Genomic DNA, 15,853 nt, shown 5'->3' on the forward strand with positions numbered 1-15,853 from the left:
AACGTTTACGCCGGTACATGAGGACTCTTGGGATCAGAACCGCTGCACGAGATGTCGTATCTGACAATCCAAACGCTACAATATGGCGTGACTCCCGCGCAAGAGTCCGCCGACTCGCTTCCACATGTTCCGTGGTGAAAACCCGCAAAATCGGCACCGCAAGACTACGGATTCAGCGTTTCCTGAGGCTTTCCGGGCGGCATTGACACCCGTCTTGCCAAGCATAAGATAGTCCCGCGTGCCGCCCTTAAAAGGCGGCACGTTTCGTTTTCCGGGCCGGTCGATGGTGCGTTGCGCAATGCACGCGTCACACCGTCCGCAACCTTCAAGTGACCGTCATGACTAACCGCGCAGTGCCGCATTTGCTCCCCGTTTTCGCCAGGGCCGACCTCGGTTTCGAACGCGGCGAAGGCTGCTGGCTGATCGCGAGCAATGGCGATCGCTATCTCGATTTCACCTCGGGCGTCGCGGTGAATGCGCTCGGCCATTGCCATCCGCATCTGATCAAGGCGCTACAGGAGCAGGCGACCAAGCTCTGGCACATGTCGAACCTGTTCCAGAGCCCGGACGGCGAGAAGCTCGCCGCGCGCCTGTGCAATGAGAGCTTTGCGGACTTCGTGTTCTTCTGCAATTCCGGCGCCGAAGCGCTGGAGGGTGTGATCAAGCTGGTCCGCCATCATCACTTCTCCAAGGGCCATCCCGAGCGCTACCGCATCATCACCTTCGAAGGCGCCTTCCATGGCCGCACGCTGGCAACGCTCGCCGCGACCGGCTCTGCAAAATATCTCGAAGGTTTCGGCCCGCCGATGGACGGTTTCGACCAGGTCCCGCATGGCGACCTCGAAGCCGTCAAGAAGGCGATCGGCCTAGAGACCGCCGGCATCCTGATCGAGCCGATCCAGGGCGAGGGCGGCGTGCGCTCGGCGACACCTGCCTTCCTCAAGGCGTTGCGCCAGCTCTGCGACGACAAGGGCCTGCTGCTCGCATTCGACGAGGTGCAGACCGGCATGGGCCGCAGCGGTGATCTGTTCGCCTATCGTCGCACCGGCGTCACGCCTGACGTGATGTCGCTGGCGAAGGCGCTCGGCGGCGGCTTCCCGATCGGTGCTGTGCTGGCGACTGCGGAAGCGGCGTCCGGCATGGGGCCCGGTTCGCACGGCTCGACCTTCGGCGGCAATCCGCTGGCGATCTCGGCGGCCAACGCGGTGCTCGACGTCATGCTCAAGCCCGGCTTCTTCGACCACGTGCATAAGATGTCGCTGCTGCTCAAGCAGAAGCTCGCCTCCGTGATCGACCGTCACCCCGATGTCGTCAGCGAGGTGCGCGGCGAGGGCCTCCTGATCGGCATCAAGGCGGTGGTGCCTTCGGGCGATCTCGTGGCCGCCTTGCGTGGCGAAAAACTGCTCACCGTCGGCGCGGGCGACAATGTCGTGCGCTTCCTGCCGCCTCTGATCGTCACCGAAGCCGAGATCGAGGATAGCGTCGGGCGGCTCGAGCGCGCCTGCGCTGCGATCTCGTCCAGCCAGACCAAGCGGGCGGCAAGCTGATGAGCAAGTCGCCGAAACATTTCCTCGACATCAACGAGCTGCCGCTGTCGGAGCTCAAGCGCATGCTCGCCGCATCCTCCGCCATGAAGGCGAAGCAGAAGGCGCAGCAGCCGGTCAGGCCGCTCGAAGGCAAGACGCTGGCGATGATCTTCGAGCGCCCCTCGACGCGGACGCGGGTGTCGTTCGACGTCGCCATGCGCCAGCTCGGCGGCGAGCCCATCATGCTCACCGGCGCCGAGATGCAGCTCGGTCGCGGTGAGACCATCGCCGACACCGCGCGCGTGCTGTCGCGCTATGTCGACGCCATCATGATCCGCATCCTCAATCACGAGGCGCTGCTGGAGCTTGCGGCCAACGCCACCGTGCCCGTCATCAACGGCCTGACGCGGCGCTCACATCCCTGCCAGGTGATGGCCGACCTCATGACCTATGAGGAACATCGCGGCCCGATCGAGGGCAAGACGGTGGCCTGGACCGGCGACGACAACAACGTGCTGGCGTCCTGGGCGCATGCCGCCGAGCGCTTCAAATTCCAGCTCAATGTCGCAACGCCGCCCGAGCTCGCGCCGAAAAAGGCGATGCGCGACTTCATCAAGACTTCAGGCGCGCCGATCGTGCTCGGCACCGATCCGGAAGCCGCCGTGCGCGGCGCCGATTGCGTCGTCACCGACACCTGGGTGTCGATGGGCGACAAGGAGGGCGAGCATCGCCACAACGTGCTCAAGCCCTACCAGGTCAACGGCAAGCTGATGTCGCTCGCCAAGCCCGATGCGCTGTTCATGCATTGCCTGCCCGCCCATCGCGGCGAGGAGGTCACGGATGAAGTGATCGACGGCCCGCAATCGGTCGTGTTCGACGAGGCCGAAAACCGCCTGCACGCGCAGAAAGGCATTCTGGCCTGGTGCTTTGACGCGGTGAAGTGATCATCTTGTAGCCCGGATGGAGCGCAGCGTAATCCGGGGCTCTTCAGCTGCGGAACGAGTTTCCCGGATTGCGCTGCGCTCCATCCAAGCTACGCAGGCCGTCGTTTCGTGGACGATGGAATGCAGCTGCGCCTCTTTCATTCTGCATCGATCGACCCCAGATAGACCGCCATGGTTTTCCAATCTCCTGACATGAAGACCGGGCCCGAAGGCCCGGTTCGCGCACCATCAGCGGTTCCGATCGATGATGCCGTGCTGCCCTACGAGGTCGATGCGCTCGACGTGCGCGGCCGCTTGGTGCGGCTGGGTCCCGCGCTCGACGAGATCCTGACCAAGCACGATTATCCCGCTCCCGTCGGCAAGCTGCTCGGCGAGGCCATCGTGCTGACGACGCTGCTCGGCAGTGCGCTGAAATTCGAGGGGCGCTTCATTCTCCAGGCTCAGACCGACGGCCCCGTGTCGTTCCTGGTCGTCGACTACATGGCGCCGGATCGCCTGCGCGCCTATGCGCGCTTTGACGCCGCGCGTCTTGGCGAGACCAGGGATTCCGGCGCGCTGCTCGGCCGCGGTCATCTCGCCATGACCATCGACCAGGGGCCCGACATGAGCCGCTACCAGGGTTTGGTCGCGCTCGACGGCGGCAGTCTGGAAGACGCCGCCCACGAATATTTCCTGCGCTCCGAGCAGATTCCGACCAAGGTGCGTCTCGCGGTCGGCGAGGAGTGGCGCTCCAGCGACGGCGGCAAGCATCGCTGGCGCGCCGGCGGCATGCTGATGCAGTTTCTGCCGAAGGCGCCGGAGCGCGCCCGGCAGGCGGACTTACATCCCGGCGATGCCCCTGATGGCGTCGAGGTGCACAGCGTCGCGGAAGACGACGCCTGGGTCGAGGCGCGCTCGCTGATCGAGACGGTCGAGGACGTCGAGCTGATCGATCCCGAGCTCTCCGGCGAGCGGCTGCTGTTCCGCCTGTTTCACGAGCGCGGCGTGCGCGTATTCAATCCGATGGTTCTCAAAGCGCAGTGCTCCTGCTCGCGCGATGCCGTCGCTTCGATGCTCAAGAGCTTCTCGCCCGATGACCGCGCCGCCATGGTCAAGGACGACAAGGTCGTCGTCACCTGCGAGTTCTGCTCGTCGGTCTACCAGTTCACGCCGCATGAGGCAGGCGTCGAGGATGCGTAGCGAGCTCTCGTAGGGTGGGTTAGCCGTGCGGATGCGCAAAGCGCATCTGCTCGGCGTAACCCACCTCTTCTGTTCCTGCGGACGCAAACAATGGTGGGTTACGCCTTCGGCCAACCCACCCTGCGGCACCTCGCTGTGTCGGCCCGCTGTCAATCCATCCGCGCAAAAATATTCCACTTTACCGAAATTCGGTTTTGTCGTATGTGTCGGCCATCCCGGCTCATCCAAGAGGGGCGATCTCGAGGTCGTCTTGATCGCGAGCCGGGCTTGCGGTGGACGCGGCAGCGTCGGCATGATGGTAGCGGGCAGGGCGGGTAGTCCCTGTGAGCCCGAGGCTTCGTGCAGACGAGCGGCGCTGTCAGGTTCGTCTCGCCTGTAAGTTTCCGGCTTCGTCGACAGGGCTGGAAATACTGCGGGCGACATGGCGGGCCGTGCGTACGGCAAAACCGTGTGGTCCTGGCCGTCGTTGCCACGGTCAAGCCTTTCGAAGATGCGCGCGAGCCCAACCGGGTGGACGGCATCGTCAATTCGAACGGCGAGGGAGGCCAGAAGGAAAGTTCGGCTCCCGGGAGAGCACGGCATAAGCCGTCCGACCATCGCGCAGGGAAGGCCGAGTGATCGGCACCACCTGTATGCTGCTGTGCGGTTCTTTCTGCGTGTGCATTTCGCGCAGCGGACCGCGGGTGCTTGTCGGCACCCGGCCTTCCCTGCGCCCTCTTGGATTTGAGGGTGGCGAGACCAAGCAAAGCTCGGGCGAATTTAGCCGCGAGAACGAGAAGGCACGTCTGCGTGTCACAAGCTCAAACATCGTAGGGTGGGCAAAGGCGCACTTGCGCCGTGCCCACGATCTCTCTCCGCCGCGAAAGATACGTGGGCACGCTTCCGCCTTAGCTTTTCGAGCTATGGCGGACAAGTCGCTTTGCCCACCTTACGGCACTGCCTCAGTTCAACACCCGCTTGCTGTCCGGGCTGTCGAGCGAGAACGCGGGCACGTCGATCTCGAAGCGCTCGCCGCTTTCGCTGACCATCTGGTAGCGGCCGGTCATGAAGCCGGAGGCGGTCGAGAGTGGCACGCCTGAGGTATATTCGAAGCGCTCGCCGGGGGCCAGGATCGGCTGCTCGCCGACCACGCCCTCGCCCTTCACCTCCTGCTGGCGGCCGGAGGCATCGGTGATGATCCAGTGCCGCGTCTTGAGCTGCACGGTCTCCTCGCCGGAATTGGTGATGACGATGGTGTAGGACCAGAAGTAGCGGGAGCGGTCGGCCGACGACTGCTCCGGAACAAAGTTCGGCTCGACGGTCACTTCGATCTGGCGGGTCACGGCGCGGTACATGTTGCTACCATACCGAAATCCGGCTCCGGAACCAAACGCCGCGGGCGGCTTTGGCGACATCGTCCCGCCAGAATTCGAAGGGAATGACACCCCGAAGATCCGGCCGCTTTGCGAGATGACGACCGGACCGGTACACTCCTAGACACGTCGCGATTTGCGGAAGGGTTTTTGGCCCCCGATGAGCATTGCCGACCAAGTGACGGGACAGACGATCGCGGGAACCGCAAAGCCTGCAGGCGCGAAGCCGCGCGCGTCCGCATCGGCCATCACGCTGCCCGCCATCGGCGAGCGCGAGCTCCGGCTCGACCTGTTTCGCGGCCTCGCGCTGTGGCTGATCTTCATCGACCATCTGCCGGCCAGTCTGTTGACGTGGTTCACGATCCGCAATTACGGCTTCAGCGATGCCACCGAGATCTTCATCTTCATCTCCGGCTACACCGCCGCCTTCGTCTACGGCAGGGCGATGCTGGAGAGCGGCGTCCTCATCGCCACCGCGCGCATCCTGCGCCGGGTCTGGCAGATCTACGTCGCCCACGTCTTCCTGTTCACGATCTTCCTCGCGGAAATCTCCTATGTCGCGACCAGGTTCGAGAACCCGCTCTACACCGAGGAAATGGGCATCCTGGATTTCCTCAAGCAGCCCGACGTCACCATCGTGCAGGCGCTGCTGCTGCGCTTCCGTCCCGTCAACATGGACGTGCTGCCGCTCTACATCGTGCTGATGCTGGCGCTGCCGCTGATCCTGTGGTCGATGAAATGGCGCCCGGACTTCACGCTCGGCCTCTCGGTCGCGCTCTATGCGGTCACCTGGGAATACGACCTTTACCTCTCGGCCTATCCGAACGGCTTCTGGGCCTTCAATCCCTTCGCCTGGCAGCTGCTGTTCGTGTTCGGTGCATGGTGCGCGCTCGGAGGTGCGCGACGGATGTCGCGCATCCTGGCCTCGCCCGTGACGATGTGGATATCGATCGCCTATCTCGCGGCGGCGTTCTGCGTGACGTTGACCTGGTACGTGCCGCAGCTCTCCCACTTCATGCCGAGGCGGATCGAGCAGTGGATGTACCCGATCGACAAGACCGACCTGGACGTGCTGCGCTTCACGCATTTCCTGGCGCTGGCCGCGCTGACCGTGCGCTTTCTACCCCGGGATTGGCCGGGCTTGAAATCGCGCTGGCTGCGACCATTGATTCTATGCGGGCAACATTCGCTCGAGATCTTCTGCCTCGGCGTCTTCCTGGCCTTCGCCGGCCATTTCATTCTCGCCGAAGTCTCCGGCGGCGCAGCCATGCATGCGCTGATTAGTCTCTCCGGGGTCCTGATCATGTGGGGCGTGGCGTGGGTGATTTCGTGGTACAAGCGGGTGGCTGACAAGAGCGGTGCGAAAACCAAAAACGCCGTCGGCAACGCCGATCTGGCGGGAGGGGGCTGATGAAGGCGAAGGTTCTCCTGAGCCTGGTCCTGCTATGCGGTAACCTCGCCGCGCCCACGGCGCGCGCGGGCGATGCTGCGCCTGCCGCGCCCGCGGCGTGCGAATTGCCGTCCTATCTGCTGACCAGCGAAAGCCGGCTTCCCAAGGTCGCCGATGCCGTCAAGGCCGGCAAACCGCTCGACATCCTCGTCATCGGCAGCCGCTCGACCACGATTCCGTCTTCGGAAAGCAGCTCCTATCCGGCGCGCATGGAGGCGATCCTCAAGGAGAAGCTGCCGGCGTCCGAGGTGGTGCACGTCTCCGTAGAAATACAGAGCAAGAGAACGGCGGAGGAGGCCGCCTCCACCTTCGTTAAGCTGATAGAAGCAAAAACGCCTACTTTGGTCATCTGGCAGACCGGGACCGTGGATGCCATCCGATCCATCGATCCCGACGAATTTCGTAGCGCCGTGACGACAGGGGTTGTTGCGTTGCAAAAGGCAGGGACCGACGTCGTCTTGATGAATTTGCAGTACAGCCCGCGCACCGAAACGATGATCTCGGCGCAACCGTTTCTCGATAATATGCGCGTGGTGGCGCAGGAGCACGATATTCCGCTGTTCGATCGTTTCGCGATCATGCGGCAGTGGAATGATCAGGGTCAGTTCGACCTGTTCAGCCCGTCCCGCGGGCCCGAGCTGGCGAAACAGGTCCATGATTGCCTTGGCCGGGCGTTGGCACAGTTCGTGATTGACGCTGCCCATCTGGAGCCGGCCCAGCAGTAAAATTGAGGTCTAGCGTTAATGAGTTCTCTCCGCCCTTTTTGCCTGACGACATGGTTGGCCGCACCTGCAGCCGCAGTGCTGTTGTTGCTGACGCCGGCCTCGCAGTCGCTTGCGCAGGCGCCGGCCACGCAGGCGACGCCCGCACCCGCGCAGCCGGCTGATCCCGCTTCCGCTTCGCCCTCCCAGACCACCGTCGCAGCGACCTCGTCCGAGCAGCGCGGCGTCACCGCGCGCGCCGTCGACAAGGTGAAGCAGGCCGCCAAATCCGCCGCCGACATCTTCAGCCGCGTGCCCTGCCTGCCGCCGAAGGGGGGCTCGAAGGCGATGGGCACGCTGCCGCATGTCGCAAGCAAGCTCGTCGCTGGCCAGCCCGTCGTCATCGTCGCGTTCGGCTCGTCGTCGACCGCGGGTTTCGGCGCGACCTCGCCGGAGTTCAACTATCCGAACCGTCTTGCCGCGCAGCTGCGCCGGCACTATCCGACCGCCGACATCACCGTCGTCAATGCCGGCGTCGGCGGCGAGGACGCGCCGGAGATGATGAAGCGCCTGCAGACGCAGGTGATCGACGTGCATCCGGATCTCGTGATCTGGCAGGTCGGCACCAACGCCGTGCTGCGCAATCTCGATCCCGCCGACACCGCAAAACTGGTCGAGGACGGCATCAGCCGCATCCAGGCCGCGGGCGGCACCGACATCGTGCTGGTCGATCCGCAATATTCCCCGGCCGTCAACCAGCGCAAAGAGAGCGCCGGCAAGATGATCAAGCTGCTCGGCAACGTCGCCGAGCTGCGTCATGTCGGCATCTTCCCGCGCTTCGAGGTGATGCGTGACTGGCACGAGAACCAATCGATCCCGGTCGAGAGCTTCGTCATCGCCGATGGTCTGCACATGAACGATTGGGGCTATGCTTGCTTCGCCCAGCTGCTCGGCGACGACATCATCCGCTCCGTCGGCCAGATCAAGCTCGGGGTGAACGTGCCGGCGGATGTGCGCACGTATCGGCCGATGTAGAGACGGTGCCGTAGGGTGGGTTAGGCGAAGCCGTAACCCACCATGCATCAACGATTGCGGAACGAAGTTGGTGGATTACGCCGTGCGAACCGCGCTTCGCGCAGTCGCAGGGCTAATCCACCCTACGAGACCTTCGTCGCCTCACGCCTTCTCCAGCGCCGCGGTCAGATCCTCGATCAGATCATCCGCGTGCTCGAGCCCCGCGGAGAAGCGGATGAAGCCTTCGCCGATGCCGAGGGCGGCGCGGTCTTCCGGCTTCAGGCGCTGATGCGTCGTGGTCGCCGGATGCGTGACGAGGCTCTTGGCATCGCCGAGATTGTTCGAGATTCTCGCAAGCTTGAGCGCGTTGAGCACGCGGAACGCGGCCTGCTTGCCGCCCTTGACCTCGAAGCCGACCAGGGTCGAGCCGCCGCGCATCTGCTTTTTCACCAGCGCTGCCTGCGGATGATCGGCGCGGCCGGGATAGACCAGCCGTGCGATCTTCGGATGGCTCGCCAGCACCTCGGCGATGCGCGCCGCGGTATCGGTCTGCGCGCGTACGCGCACGGCCAGCGTCTCCAGGCCCTTGAGCAGAACCCAGGCATTGAACGGCGAGATCGACGGGCCGGTCTGGCGCATGAAATTGTGGATGTGCTCGGCGATGAAGGCTTCCGAGGACAGGATGATGCCGCCGAGGCAGCGGCCCTGGCCGTCGATATGCTTGGTCGCGGAATAGACCACGACGTCGGCCCCGAGCGCCAGCGGGCTCTGCCAGATCGGCGTTGCGAACACGTTGTCGACGACGAGCCGCGCGCCGCCCTTGTGCGCGATCTCGGCAATTGAGGGAATGTCGAGCACGTCCAGCGTCGGGTTGGTCGGGCTCTCCAGAAAGAACGTCTTGGTGTTCGGCCGCACCGCGCGCTGCCATTGGTCGAGATCGAGCCCGTCGACCAGCGTGGTCTCGATGCCGTAGCGTGGCAGCAGGTCCTGAATGACGTAGAGGCACGAGCCGAACAGCGCGCGGGAGGCGACGACGTGATCGCCGGCCTTGAGCGGTGCCAGGATCGCGGTCGTCACCGCGGCCATGCCGGTTGCCGCCGAGCGGGCGGCCTCGGCGCCCTCGAGCTCGATCATGCGGCGCTCGAACATCGCGATGGTGGGATTGGAGTAGCGCGAATAGATGAAGCCGGGGTCCTCGCCCTTGAACCGCGCCTCGCACTCCTCGGCGCTGTTGTAGACGTAGCCCTGCGTCAGGAACAGCGCCTCCGACGTCTCGCCATATTGCGAGCGCAGGGTGCCGGAATGGACCAGGCGGGTTTCGGGACGGTAAGCAGCAGGCGACTTCGACATAGGACCCTCCGACATGACCGTTTGACGTAAAAACGGTCACAAAAAAACCGGCCTGGATATCTCCACGGGCCGGGATCACAGAGGTCCCCGGCCTGTTTAGCGACTTATTTAACGTGGCTGCAAGCCGGCCGGCTCAAATCACCACGGGATAAGTGATGCTCATATTCCGCAATGCCCTTTTCGTCAAGGCGTCCATCGGATAGCCGTAAAAGGCTTGTATTTCCCGCATGTCCGGATGCATTTGACCCCTGATGAGGATCCCCGGTTGACGTTCACGGTCGCGCCCGACGCCAATGGTATCCTGCCCGACCGCATGATCGCGGCGATGGCGGAGGCGGGCCTCATCCTGCCTGCCTACGACTTCGTCGAGAGCCAGATCCAGCCGGCGAGCCTCGATCTGCGTCTCGGCGACATCGCCTATCGCGTGCGCGCCAGCTTCCTGCCCGGTCCCGGCGCCACGGTGGCCGAGCGCATCGATGAGTTGAAGCTGCACGAGTTCAGCCTCGCCGACGGCGCGGTGCTGGAGACCAACTGCGTCTACATCGTGCCGCTGCTGGAAAGCCTGGCGCTGCCGCCGGAGATCGTCGCGGCCGCCAATCCGAAGAGCTCCACCGGCCGGCTCGACGTCTTCACCCGCGTGATCGCCGACGGCACCCGCCGCTTCGACATGATCGGCGCCGGCTATCACGGTCCACTCTATGCCGAGATCAGCCCGAAGACGTTTCCGGTGCTGGTCAGCGAGGGCTCGCGTCTGAGCCAGGTGCGCTTCCGCACCGGTGATGCCATCCTCAACGCCGACGAGCTCGATAGCCTGCATGCCGCCGAGCGCCTTGTCGACATCGACGATGCTGATCTCTCGGGCGGCGTCGCTGTCTCCGTCGATCTCTCCGGCGAGAAAGGCAGCGGCTTCGTCGGTTACCGCGCCAAGCGCCACACCGGTGTCGTCGACGTCGATCGCCGCTCCGGCTACGCGATCGAAGATTTCTGGGAGCCGATCTCGGCCCGTCCCGACGGCAGCCTGATCCTCGATCCCGGCGAGTTCTACATCCTCGCCTCGAAGGAAGCCGTGCAGGTGCCGCCCGACTACGCCGCGGAGATGGTGCCGTTCGATCCCCTGGTCGGCGAATTTCGCGTGCACTATGCCGGATTCTTCGATCCCGGCTTCGGCTATGCCGGCGCCGGCGGGCTCGGATCGCGTGCTGTGCTCGAGGTGCGTTCGCGCGAAGTGCCGTTCATCCTCGAGCACGGCCAGATCGTCGGCCGCCTCGTCTACGAGAAGATGCTGGCCCGTCCCGACGCGATGTACGGCCAGCGCATCGGTTCCAACTACCAGGCTCAGGGGCTGAAGCTGAGCAAGCATTTCCGGGTGTAGCAATATTCCGTAGCCCGGATGAGCGCAGCGACATCCGGGAACAGTGTCCCCGCATATCGCTTCGCTCATGCGGGCTACGATCCAAGCAAATTTGCACCGCCGTCATTCCCCGCGAAGGCGGGGAATCCAGTACGCCGCGGCGTCTCGATTCAATCACAACCGCCTCTGGAATACTGGATCGCCCGCCCCAGTGCGCAATTGCGCACAAGGCGGGCGATGACACCGAATGTGCGTCTGGTTGCGTCGCATCAGCCACGATGACACACTCCTCAAAATAAGTCGGGAGTGAAACGGTGAACGCACCAGACACAGCGCAGCAGCAAGCCCAATGGAAGCGCTGGCGCGCGGTCGCTGACCTCTATCACGCCTGTTTCACCGGGCTCATCCTCACCGTCGTCACGCGGCGCGGACCTGCGGACGCCGCCGAGTTCGTCTTCCGGGTGTTCCGCCGCCAGCAGCAGGAGCGCTTCCTGCCGGGGCTTAGGAAGCTCGGCATCGATCATTTGCCGCCGGCGGTGGCGGCCGCGCAATATCACTATCTCTCCAACTGGATCGGTGGCGTGCATGTCGAATACATGCATGAGAGCGACTCCAAGGCCTGGATCCGTTATCCGCCGCCGCGCTGGATCTGGAAGGGCACGGCGATCTGCGGCGTGCCGGGCGAGGTTTCCCGCGCGATGCTGCGCGGCTGGCACGCCAACAATGGCGCAGCCCTCGGTGATCTCAGGCTCGGCTTCGTCTGCACCAAGCAGAGCGTCGACGGCCAGGACGGGCTCGAAGGCTATTACCACCAATACGACCACCCACTCGAGCTGGACCAGCGGCTCGTGTTCGCCCGCCATCTCGAAGCACCGCTGTTCGATGCGAAGACCGCGCCGGCCTTGCCGCTGGCGAGCTGGCCGAAGGCGCGTCTGGAGAAAGCCTATCGCAATTACGCGATGGAATATGTCCGCACCGCCGCGCCCGTGATGGTGCAGCTGTTCGGCCCGGAAGACGCCGGCTATCTGTTGCATCTCACCGGCAAGCTGATCGGCATGCAATACTTCGACGACGTCGCCGCCGCGCTGGCGATGAGCCGCGGCGGTGCAAGCGAGTTCGCATCGTTCCTGGGCGCGCTGTTCGCCGCGCAGGATGATGCGGCGGAGACCGCGCAATCCGAAGGCAGCTTCGAAATTCGCCAGCAGAGCTGGAAGCTGATGGATGACGTCACGGACTATCACCGCACCTGTGCCAAGGTGCTGGAAGGATTGTTCGAAGGCCTGGCTGCGGGATGCGGCCGGCACATCGGCGTGCAGATGCGCACCGCCGCAGGCGGCCGCCCGCCGCTGGTCTGGACGGTCGAATAGCTTCACCCATCGAAATGCGCTGCCGCAGGGCACGCTTGCATCTGGCGCAGGAGCAATCGCTTCGCGCCGTGCTAACAAGCTCTCACTGCGCCCTGCGCGCGTACAGATTTATTGTCACACCTACGCATTGCCGCGCCGCAAAGAGCGCTCGTGCCCCGGAGAGGATATGTCCGACATCGCCGAAATCCCGGTCGATGAGCAAGAGCGTCCGCTGCCGCCGCCCCCGCGGCCGGTGCGAAGCGCGCTGACCGACGGGCCGATCCTGCGCACGCTGCTCGGCCTCGCCTGGCCCAACGTGATCGCGCTGTCGGCCGGCACCTGCACGGTGATCGCGGAGACCTCCTATATCGGCCGGCTCGGCGTCGAGGCGCTGGCGGCGATGGCGCTGGTGTTTCCGACGATCATTCTGACCATGACGATGTCGGGCGGTGCCATGGGCGGTGCGGTGGCGTCCGCCATTGCGCGCGCGCTCGGCGCCGGCGACCGCGAGCGCGCCGGCACGCTCGCCATGCACGCGATGCTGATCGGCATCAGCTTCGGCCTCGTCTTCATGCTGGGCATGCTGATCTTCGGGCCCAAGGTGCTGGAAATGCTCGGCGGGCGCGGCGATGTGCTGACGCATGCGATCGCCTACACGCAGGTGTTTTTCGGCGGCGCTGTGCTGCCCTGGCTGCTCAACACCATGGCCGGCGTGCTGCGCGGCACCGGCAACATGAAGCTGCCGTCGTTCCTGATCCTCAACTCCGCGGCCTGGCAGATCGTGCTCGGCGGCACGCTCGGCCTCGGGCTCGGGCCGGTGCCGCAGTTCGGCATGCGCGGCGTCGCGGCCGGCGCGCTGATCGCCTATTGCATGAACATCTGCATCATGGGCTGGTACCTGTTCTCGGGTCGTGCGCGCGTCACGCCGAAGCTGCGCGGCCTGCGCATCCAATGGGCGATGTTTTTCGACATCCTCAAGGTCGGCGCCATCGCCTGCTTCTCGCCCCTGCAGTCGGTGCTGACGATCTCGATCTTCACCCACATGCTGGCGAAGTTCGGCACCGCGATTCTCGCCGGCTACGGCATCGGCGCGCGGCTCGAATTCCTGCTGACCTCGATCGCGTTCTCGTTCGGCATCGCCTGTGTGCCGATGGTCGGCATGGCGATCGGCGCCGGCAACATCGCGCGCGCGAGGCGCGTCGCCTGGATCGCCAGTGCTGCCGCCTTCGTGGCCGTCGGTGCGCCGGCCTGCGTCGTTGCGATGTTCCCCGATCTCTGGATCAATATCTTCACCGACAGCGCGGTCGTGCGCGCGGCGAGCCATCAATATCTCTCGACGGTAGGGCCGTTCTACGCGTTTTTCGGCCTCGCCACGACGATGTATTTCTCATCGCAAGGCGCCGCCAAGGTGATCGGGCCGGTGCTGGCGCAGACGGCCCGGCTGATCTACATCTCCGCCGTCGGCTGGTGGCTGTCGACCCACGAGGCCACCGCGCAGAGTTTTTTCTGGCTGGCCGCGAGCTCGATGGTCGTGCTCGGCCTGCTGTCATCCTCCAGCGTGCTGCTGACGCGCTGGGGACCGCGCGTGAGCAAGGCTGCGATCAGGTCGGCTCTCTCGGGTGTTGCAGACTAGTGATGCCTGCGGCGGCGATGGCCGCTGCCGCCGCCGACATTGGCGAGCCGCATCAGCTGCGGGATCATCGCCATCATGTCGCCGCCACCGGAACCACCGAGCATGCCCATGATGTCGCCGCCGCCGACGCCGGTCGGCACATAGCCGCCGCCCGTCGGCGTGGTGCCGCCGTAATTGGGCGCGCCGAAACCGCCGCCGCCCATCATGCCGCCAAGGCCACCACCGAATCCGCCGCCGCCATTCTCCATCATGCGGCTCATCATCGGGCCCATGGTCTGCATCATCATGGCGAAGCGGCGCTTGCCCATCTTCGCCTTCATCATCTCCAGCATCGGCGCCATCTGGGTCATCATGTCCTCGCCGCCGGCACCTCCGCCGCCGAGGAACTGCGCCTTCGCCGGCGAGCTCGCGACGGAAAACAGCAGCAACACGGCGGCCGCCTGGCAGATCACCTTGTCCGCACCTCTCATGGCATGCTCCTCGCGTGCGCAGCGCCGCCGGGAGAGCGGAGCCAACCGGACGCACGCCGCGATGGTTACGGCCGGCGAGGAGCGAGCTCTGTGAGAAAATTCACAGAGGAGGATCAGGCCGCGGGCGGAAACGCCCGGTGTATCGCGGCCACGGCCTCCTTGGTCTGCCCCTGAACGTAGGGCGCAAGCTCGTTCGGCAGCATGTCGATGATCCAGACCAGGCGGCATCGCGTCTCACCGTCGGCAATCACCTGCACCGAGGCGCTGTAGTGCTTCAGTCGTTCGTTGTTGATGGCGTAGACGAGGCGCCGCCGCGCATCGTCGCAATCGACCAGCACCTCGCGTGCCACCGACCCGTTGGCGAAGGTGACGATGCGCGCATCGCCGTCGAGCGTGCAGGCGGTGACGAAGCCCGGCGCCAGCCGTTGATGCAGCGCGCCGAAGTCGCGCACCGCGTCCCAGACGTCGCGTGCGGGGGTGTTGATGGGGATGTCGTTGTGGATGGAGGCCATGGGAGTTTCCTATCAGGTGGAATTTGTAGAATGGGCAAAGGCGCATGGCGCCGTGCCCACCATTTATCGGCATTGTCGCGGGCAGTTGGTGGGCACGCTTCCGCTTTGCCCACCCTACGAGATCTCGCTAGCGGCTGACGCTCACGTGCAAACCGCTTCGACATTGTTGCCGTCAGGATCGATCAAAAACGCCGCATAGTAAGTCGGGCTGTAATCCTTGCGCGGACCCGCGCCGCCATTGTCACGGCCGCCGCTGTTCAGGCCCTCGCTGTAGAACGCCTTGACCGCGTCATGGTCCTTGGCGCGAAACGCAATGTGCGCGCCGTCGGCCTTGCGGCCCTTGTTGAGGTGCAGCCAGAGCGCGGGCTCGCCCTTGGGGCCGAAGCCGGCATAACCGTCGCCGCTGGAGCACAGGACATAGCCGAGCGGCGCCAGCACCGCGCCGTAGAAGCGCGTCGCGGCGTCGAGATCGGCAACGCGAAGTCCGATGTGGTCGTACATGCTTGTCTCCATTTGCAAAGCGCGCCGCAACTGGCGCGCGCCGGAGACGAACCTAGCCAAGGTAAGGGGGGCGATTCTTGGAGAATCTTGCGCCCGGCTAGTTCGCCGGTGCCTCCGATTGCCACCGGATCACCCGTTTCAGGTGTGAGACCTGAACCCACATGTTGGTTCCGATCACACTGACCGTTGCGACGATCAGCGCTGTGAGCTTTTGCGGGTCGTGAAGGGCGAGAACGAGCAGGAACGCGGACAGCGACGCCGTGACGCCGAAGCTGAACCAGAGCCCGATCAGGCGTGGTGCGAACCAGGCCGGCTGACCGTCAGTGCCCCACTGCATCGGAATCCTGCGCGAGGTGATCTGGCGGCCATAATAGACGGCGCAGCCGGCGATGAAGGCGAGGCCTACGGCAAGCGCGACCGCTGTGGCCGCAATCACGTCATTCGGGGCACTGTTCATCCGCCGCTCGCCGCACTGAGAGAGCGCTCATTCGCTCTTGGGTTGTAGTATCGCGCGGCCTGCCGTA

At 64.7% G+C, this 15,853-nt stretch carries 15 protein-coding genes and 1 riboswitch; of the genes, 9 read left to right on the forward strand and 6 right to left on the reverse strand.

Translation table 11 applies throughout. The annotated features are described in order from the left end of the window. Nucleotides 1-338: 338 nt before the first annotated feature. The 3 genes from IVA79_RS33385 to IVA79_RS33395 all read left to right on the forward strand — a co-directional run bounded on the left by IVA79_RS33385 (nt 339) and on the right by IVA79_RS33395 (nt 3,649). Nucleotides 339-1,547, forward strand: a complete 1,209-nt coding sequence (locus IVA79_RS33385; RefSeq protein WP_247561309.1) for an aspartate aminotransferase family protein — start codon at nt 339-341, stop codon at nt 1,545-1,547. Continuing rightward, nucleotides 1,547-2,470: an ornithine carbamoyltransferase gene (gene argF, locus IVA79_RS33390; RefSeq protein ID WP_247561311.1), complete on the forward strand. Its 924-nt coding sequence runs from the start codon at nt 1,547-1,549 to the stop codon at nt 2,468-2,470. The genes IVA79_RS33385 and argF overlap by 1 nt, the downstream gene beginning before the upstream one ends. Before the next feature lie 171 nt (nt 2,471-2,641). Further along, nucleotides 2,642-3,649 carry an Hsp33 family molecular chaperone gene (locus IVA79_RS33395; protein WP_247561312.1) on the forward strand — a complete coding sequence of 336 codons (1,008 nt, stop codon included), beginning with the start codon at nt 2,642-2,644 and terminating at the stop codon, nt 3,647-3,649. A gap of 941 nt (nt 3,650-4,590) precedes the next feature. Here the strand turns inward: IVA79_RS33395 and apaG are convergent. Next, nucleotides 4,591-4,983 carry a Co2+/Mg2+ efflux protein ApaG gene (apaG, locus tag IVA79_RS33400; protein ID WP_164718924.1) on the reverse strand — a complete coding sequence of 131 codons (393 nt, stop codon included), beginning with the start codon at nt 4,981-4,983 and terminating at the stop codon, nt 4,591-4,593. Nucleotides 4,984-5,161: 178 nt separating this feature from the next. Between apaG and IVA79_RS33405 the strand changes: the two genes are divergently transcribed. From IVA79_RS33405 to IVA79_RS33415, 3 genes are read left to right on the forward strand one after another with little or no spacing between them, the layout of a single operon-like run. After that, nucleotides 5,162-6,412, forward strand: a complete 1,251-nt coding sequence (locus IVA79_RS33405; protein WP_247561313.1) for an OpgC domain-containing protein — start codon at nt 5,162-5,164, stop codon at nt 6,410-6,412. Then, nucleotides 6,412-7,176: an SGNH/GDSL hydrolase family protein gene (locus tag IVA79_RS33410; protein ID WP_247561314.1), complete on the forward strand. Its 765-nt coding sequence runs from the start codon at nt 6,412-6,414 to the stop codon at nt 7,174-7,176. The genes IVA79_RS33405 and IVA79_RS33410 overlap by 1 nt, the downstream gene beginning before the upstream one ends. 18 nt (nt 7,177-7,194) lie before the next feature. After that, a complete protein-coding gene (locus IVA79_RS33415) occupies nt 7,195-8,187 on the forward strand; it encodes an SGNH/GDSL hydrolase family protein (RefSeq protein ID WP_247561315.1) in 993 nt (330 codons plus the stop codon). A gap of 141 nt (nt 8,188-8,328) precedes the next feature. On the opposite strand, the gene IVA79_RS33420 is transcribed toward IVA79_RS33415, so the two are convergent. Beyond that, on the reverse strand, nt 8,329-9,516 hold the full coding sequence (locus tag IVA79_RS33420; RefSeq protein ID WP_247561317.1) for an O-succinylhomoserine sulfhydrylase: 1,188 nt from the start codon (nt 9,514-9,516) through the stop codon (nt 8,329-8,331). 75 nt (nt 9,517-9,591) lie between these two features. Beyond that, nucleotides 9,592-9,671: riboswitch (SAM riboswitch) on the reverse strand. Nucleotides 9,672-9,781: 110 nt separating this feature from the next. Between IVA79_RS33420 and IVA79_RS33425 the strand changes: the two genes are divergently transcribed. The 3 genes from IVA79_RS33425 to IVA79_RS33435 all read left to right on the forward strand — a co-directional run bounded on the left by IVA79_RS33425 (nt 9,782) and on the right by IVA79_RS33435 (nt 13,846). Further along, nucleotides 9,782-10,888, forward strand: coding sequence for a 2'-deoxycytidine 5'-triphosphate deaminase (locus IVA79_RS33425; protein ID WP_247561319.1), 1,107 nt, complete (start codon nt 9,782-9,784; stop codon nt 10,886-10,888). Between the two features lie 293 nt (nt 10,889-11,181). Further along, on the forward strand, nt 11,182-12,234 hold the full coding sequence (locus IVA79_RS33430) for a hypothetical protein (RefSeq protein ID WP_247561321.1): 1,053 nt from the start codon (nt 11,182-11,184) through the stop codon (nt 12,232-12,234). A 166-nt stretch (nt 12,235-12,400) separates the two neighbouring features. Beyond that, on the forward strand, nt 12,401-13,846 hold the full coding sequence (locus tag IVA79_RS33435; protein WP_247561322.1) for an MATE family efflux transporter: 1,446 nt from the start codon (nt 12,401-12,403) through the stop codon (nt 13,844-13,846). Here IVA79_RS33435 and IVA79_RS33440 read toward each other — a convergent pair. The 4 genes from IVA79_RS33440 to IVA79_RS33455 form a co-directional block, all read right to left on the reverse strand. Continuing rightward, nucleotides 13,843-14,316, reverse strand: coding sequence for a hypothetical protein (locus tag IVA79_RS33440; protein ID WP_247561324.1), 474 nt, complete (start codon nt 14,314-14,316; stop codon nt 13,843-13,845). The two genes, IVA79_RS33435 and IVA79_RS33440, sit on opposite strands and share 4 nt — an antisense overlap. Before the next feature lie 113 nt (nt 14,317-14,429). Next, nucleotides 14,430-14,828, reverse strand: coding sequence for an SRPBCC family protein (locus IVA79_RS33445; protein ID WP_247561326.1), 399 nt, complete (start codon nt 14,826-14,828; stop codon nt 14,430-14,432). Between the two features lie 141 nt (nt 14,829-14,969). Further along, nucleotides 14,970-15,329 (reverse strand): VOC family protein, encoded by a 360-nt coding sequence (locus IVA79_RS33450; protein WP_247561327.1) that lies wholly within the window; start codon nt 15,327-15,329, stop codon nt 14,970-14,972. A 97-nt stretch (nt 15,330-15,426) separates the two neighbouring features. Next, entirely contained in the window at nt 15,427-15,786 is a 360-nt protein-coding gene (locus IVA79_RS33455; RefSeq protein WP_247561328.1) for a hypothetical protein, read from the reverse strand. Nucleotides 15,787-15,853 lie beyond the last annotated feature (67 nt).

The sequence above is a fragment of the Bradyrhizobium sp. 138 genome (genome assembly GCF_023074075.1).
In the GTDB taxonomy this organism is placed as follows: Bacteria; Pseudomonadota; Alphaproteobacteria; order Rhizobiales; family Xanthobacteraceae; genus Bradyrhizobium.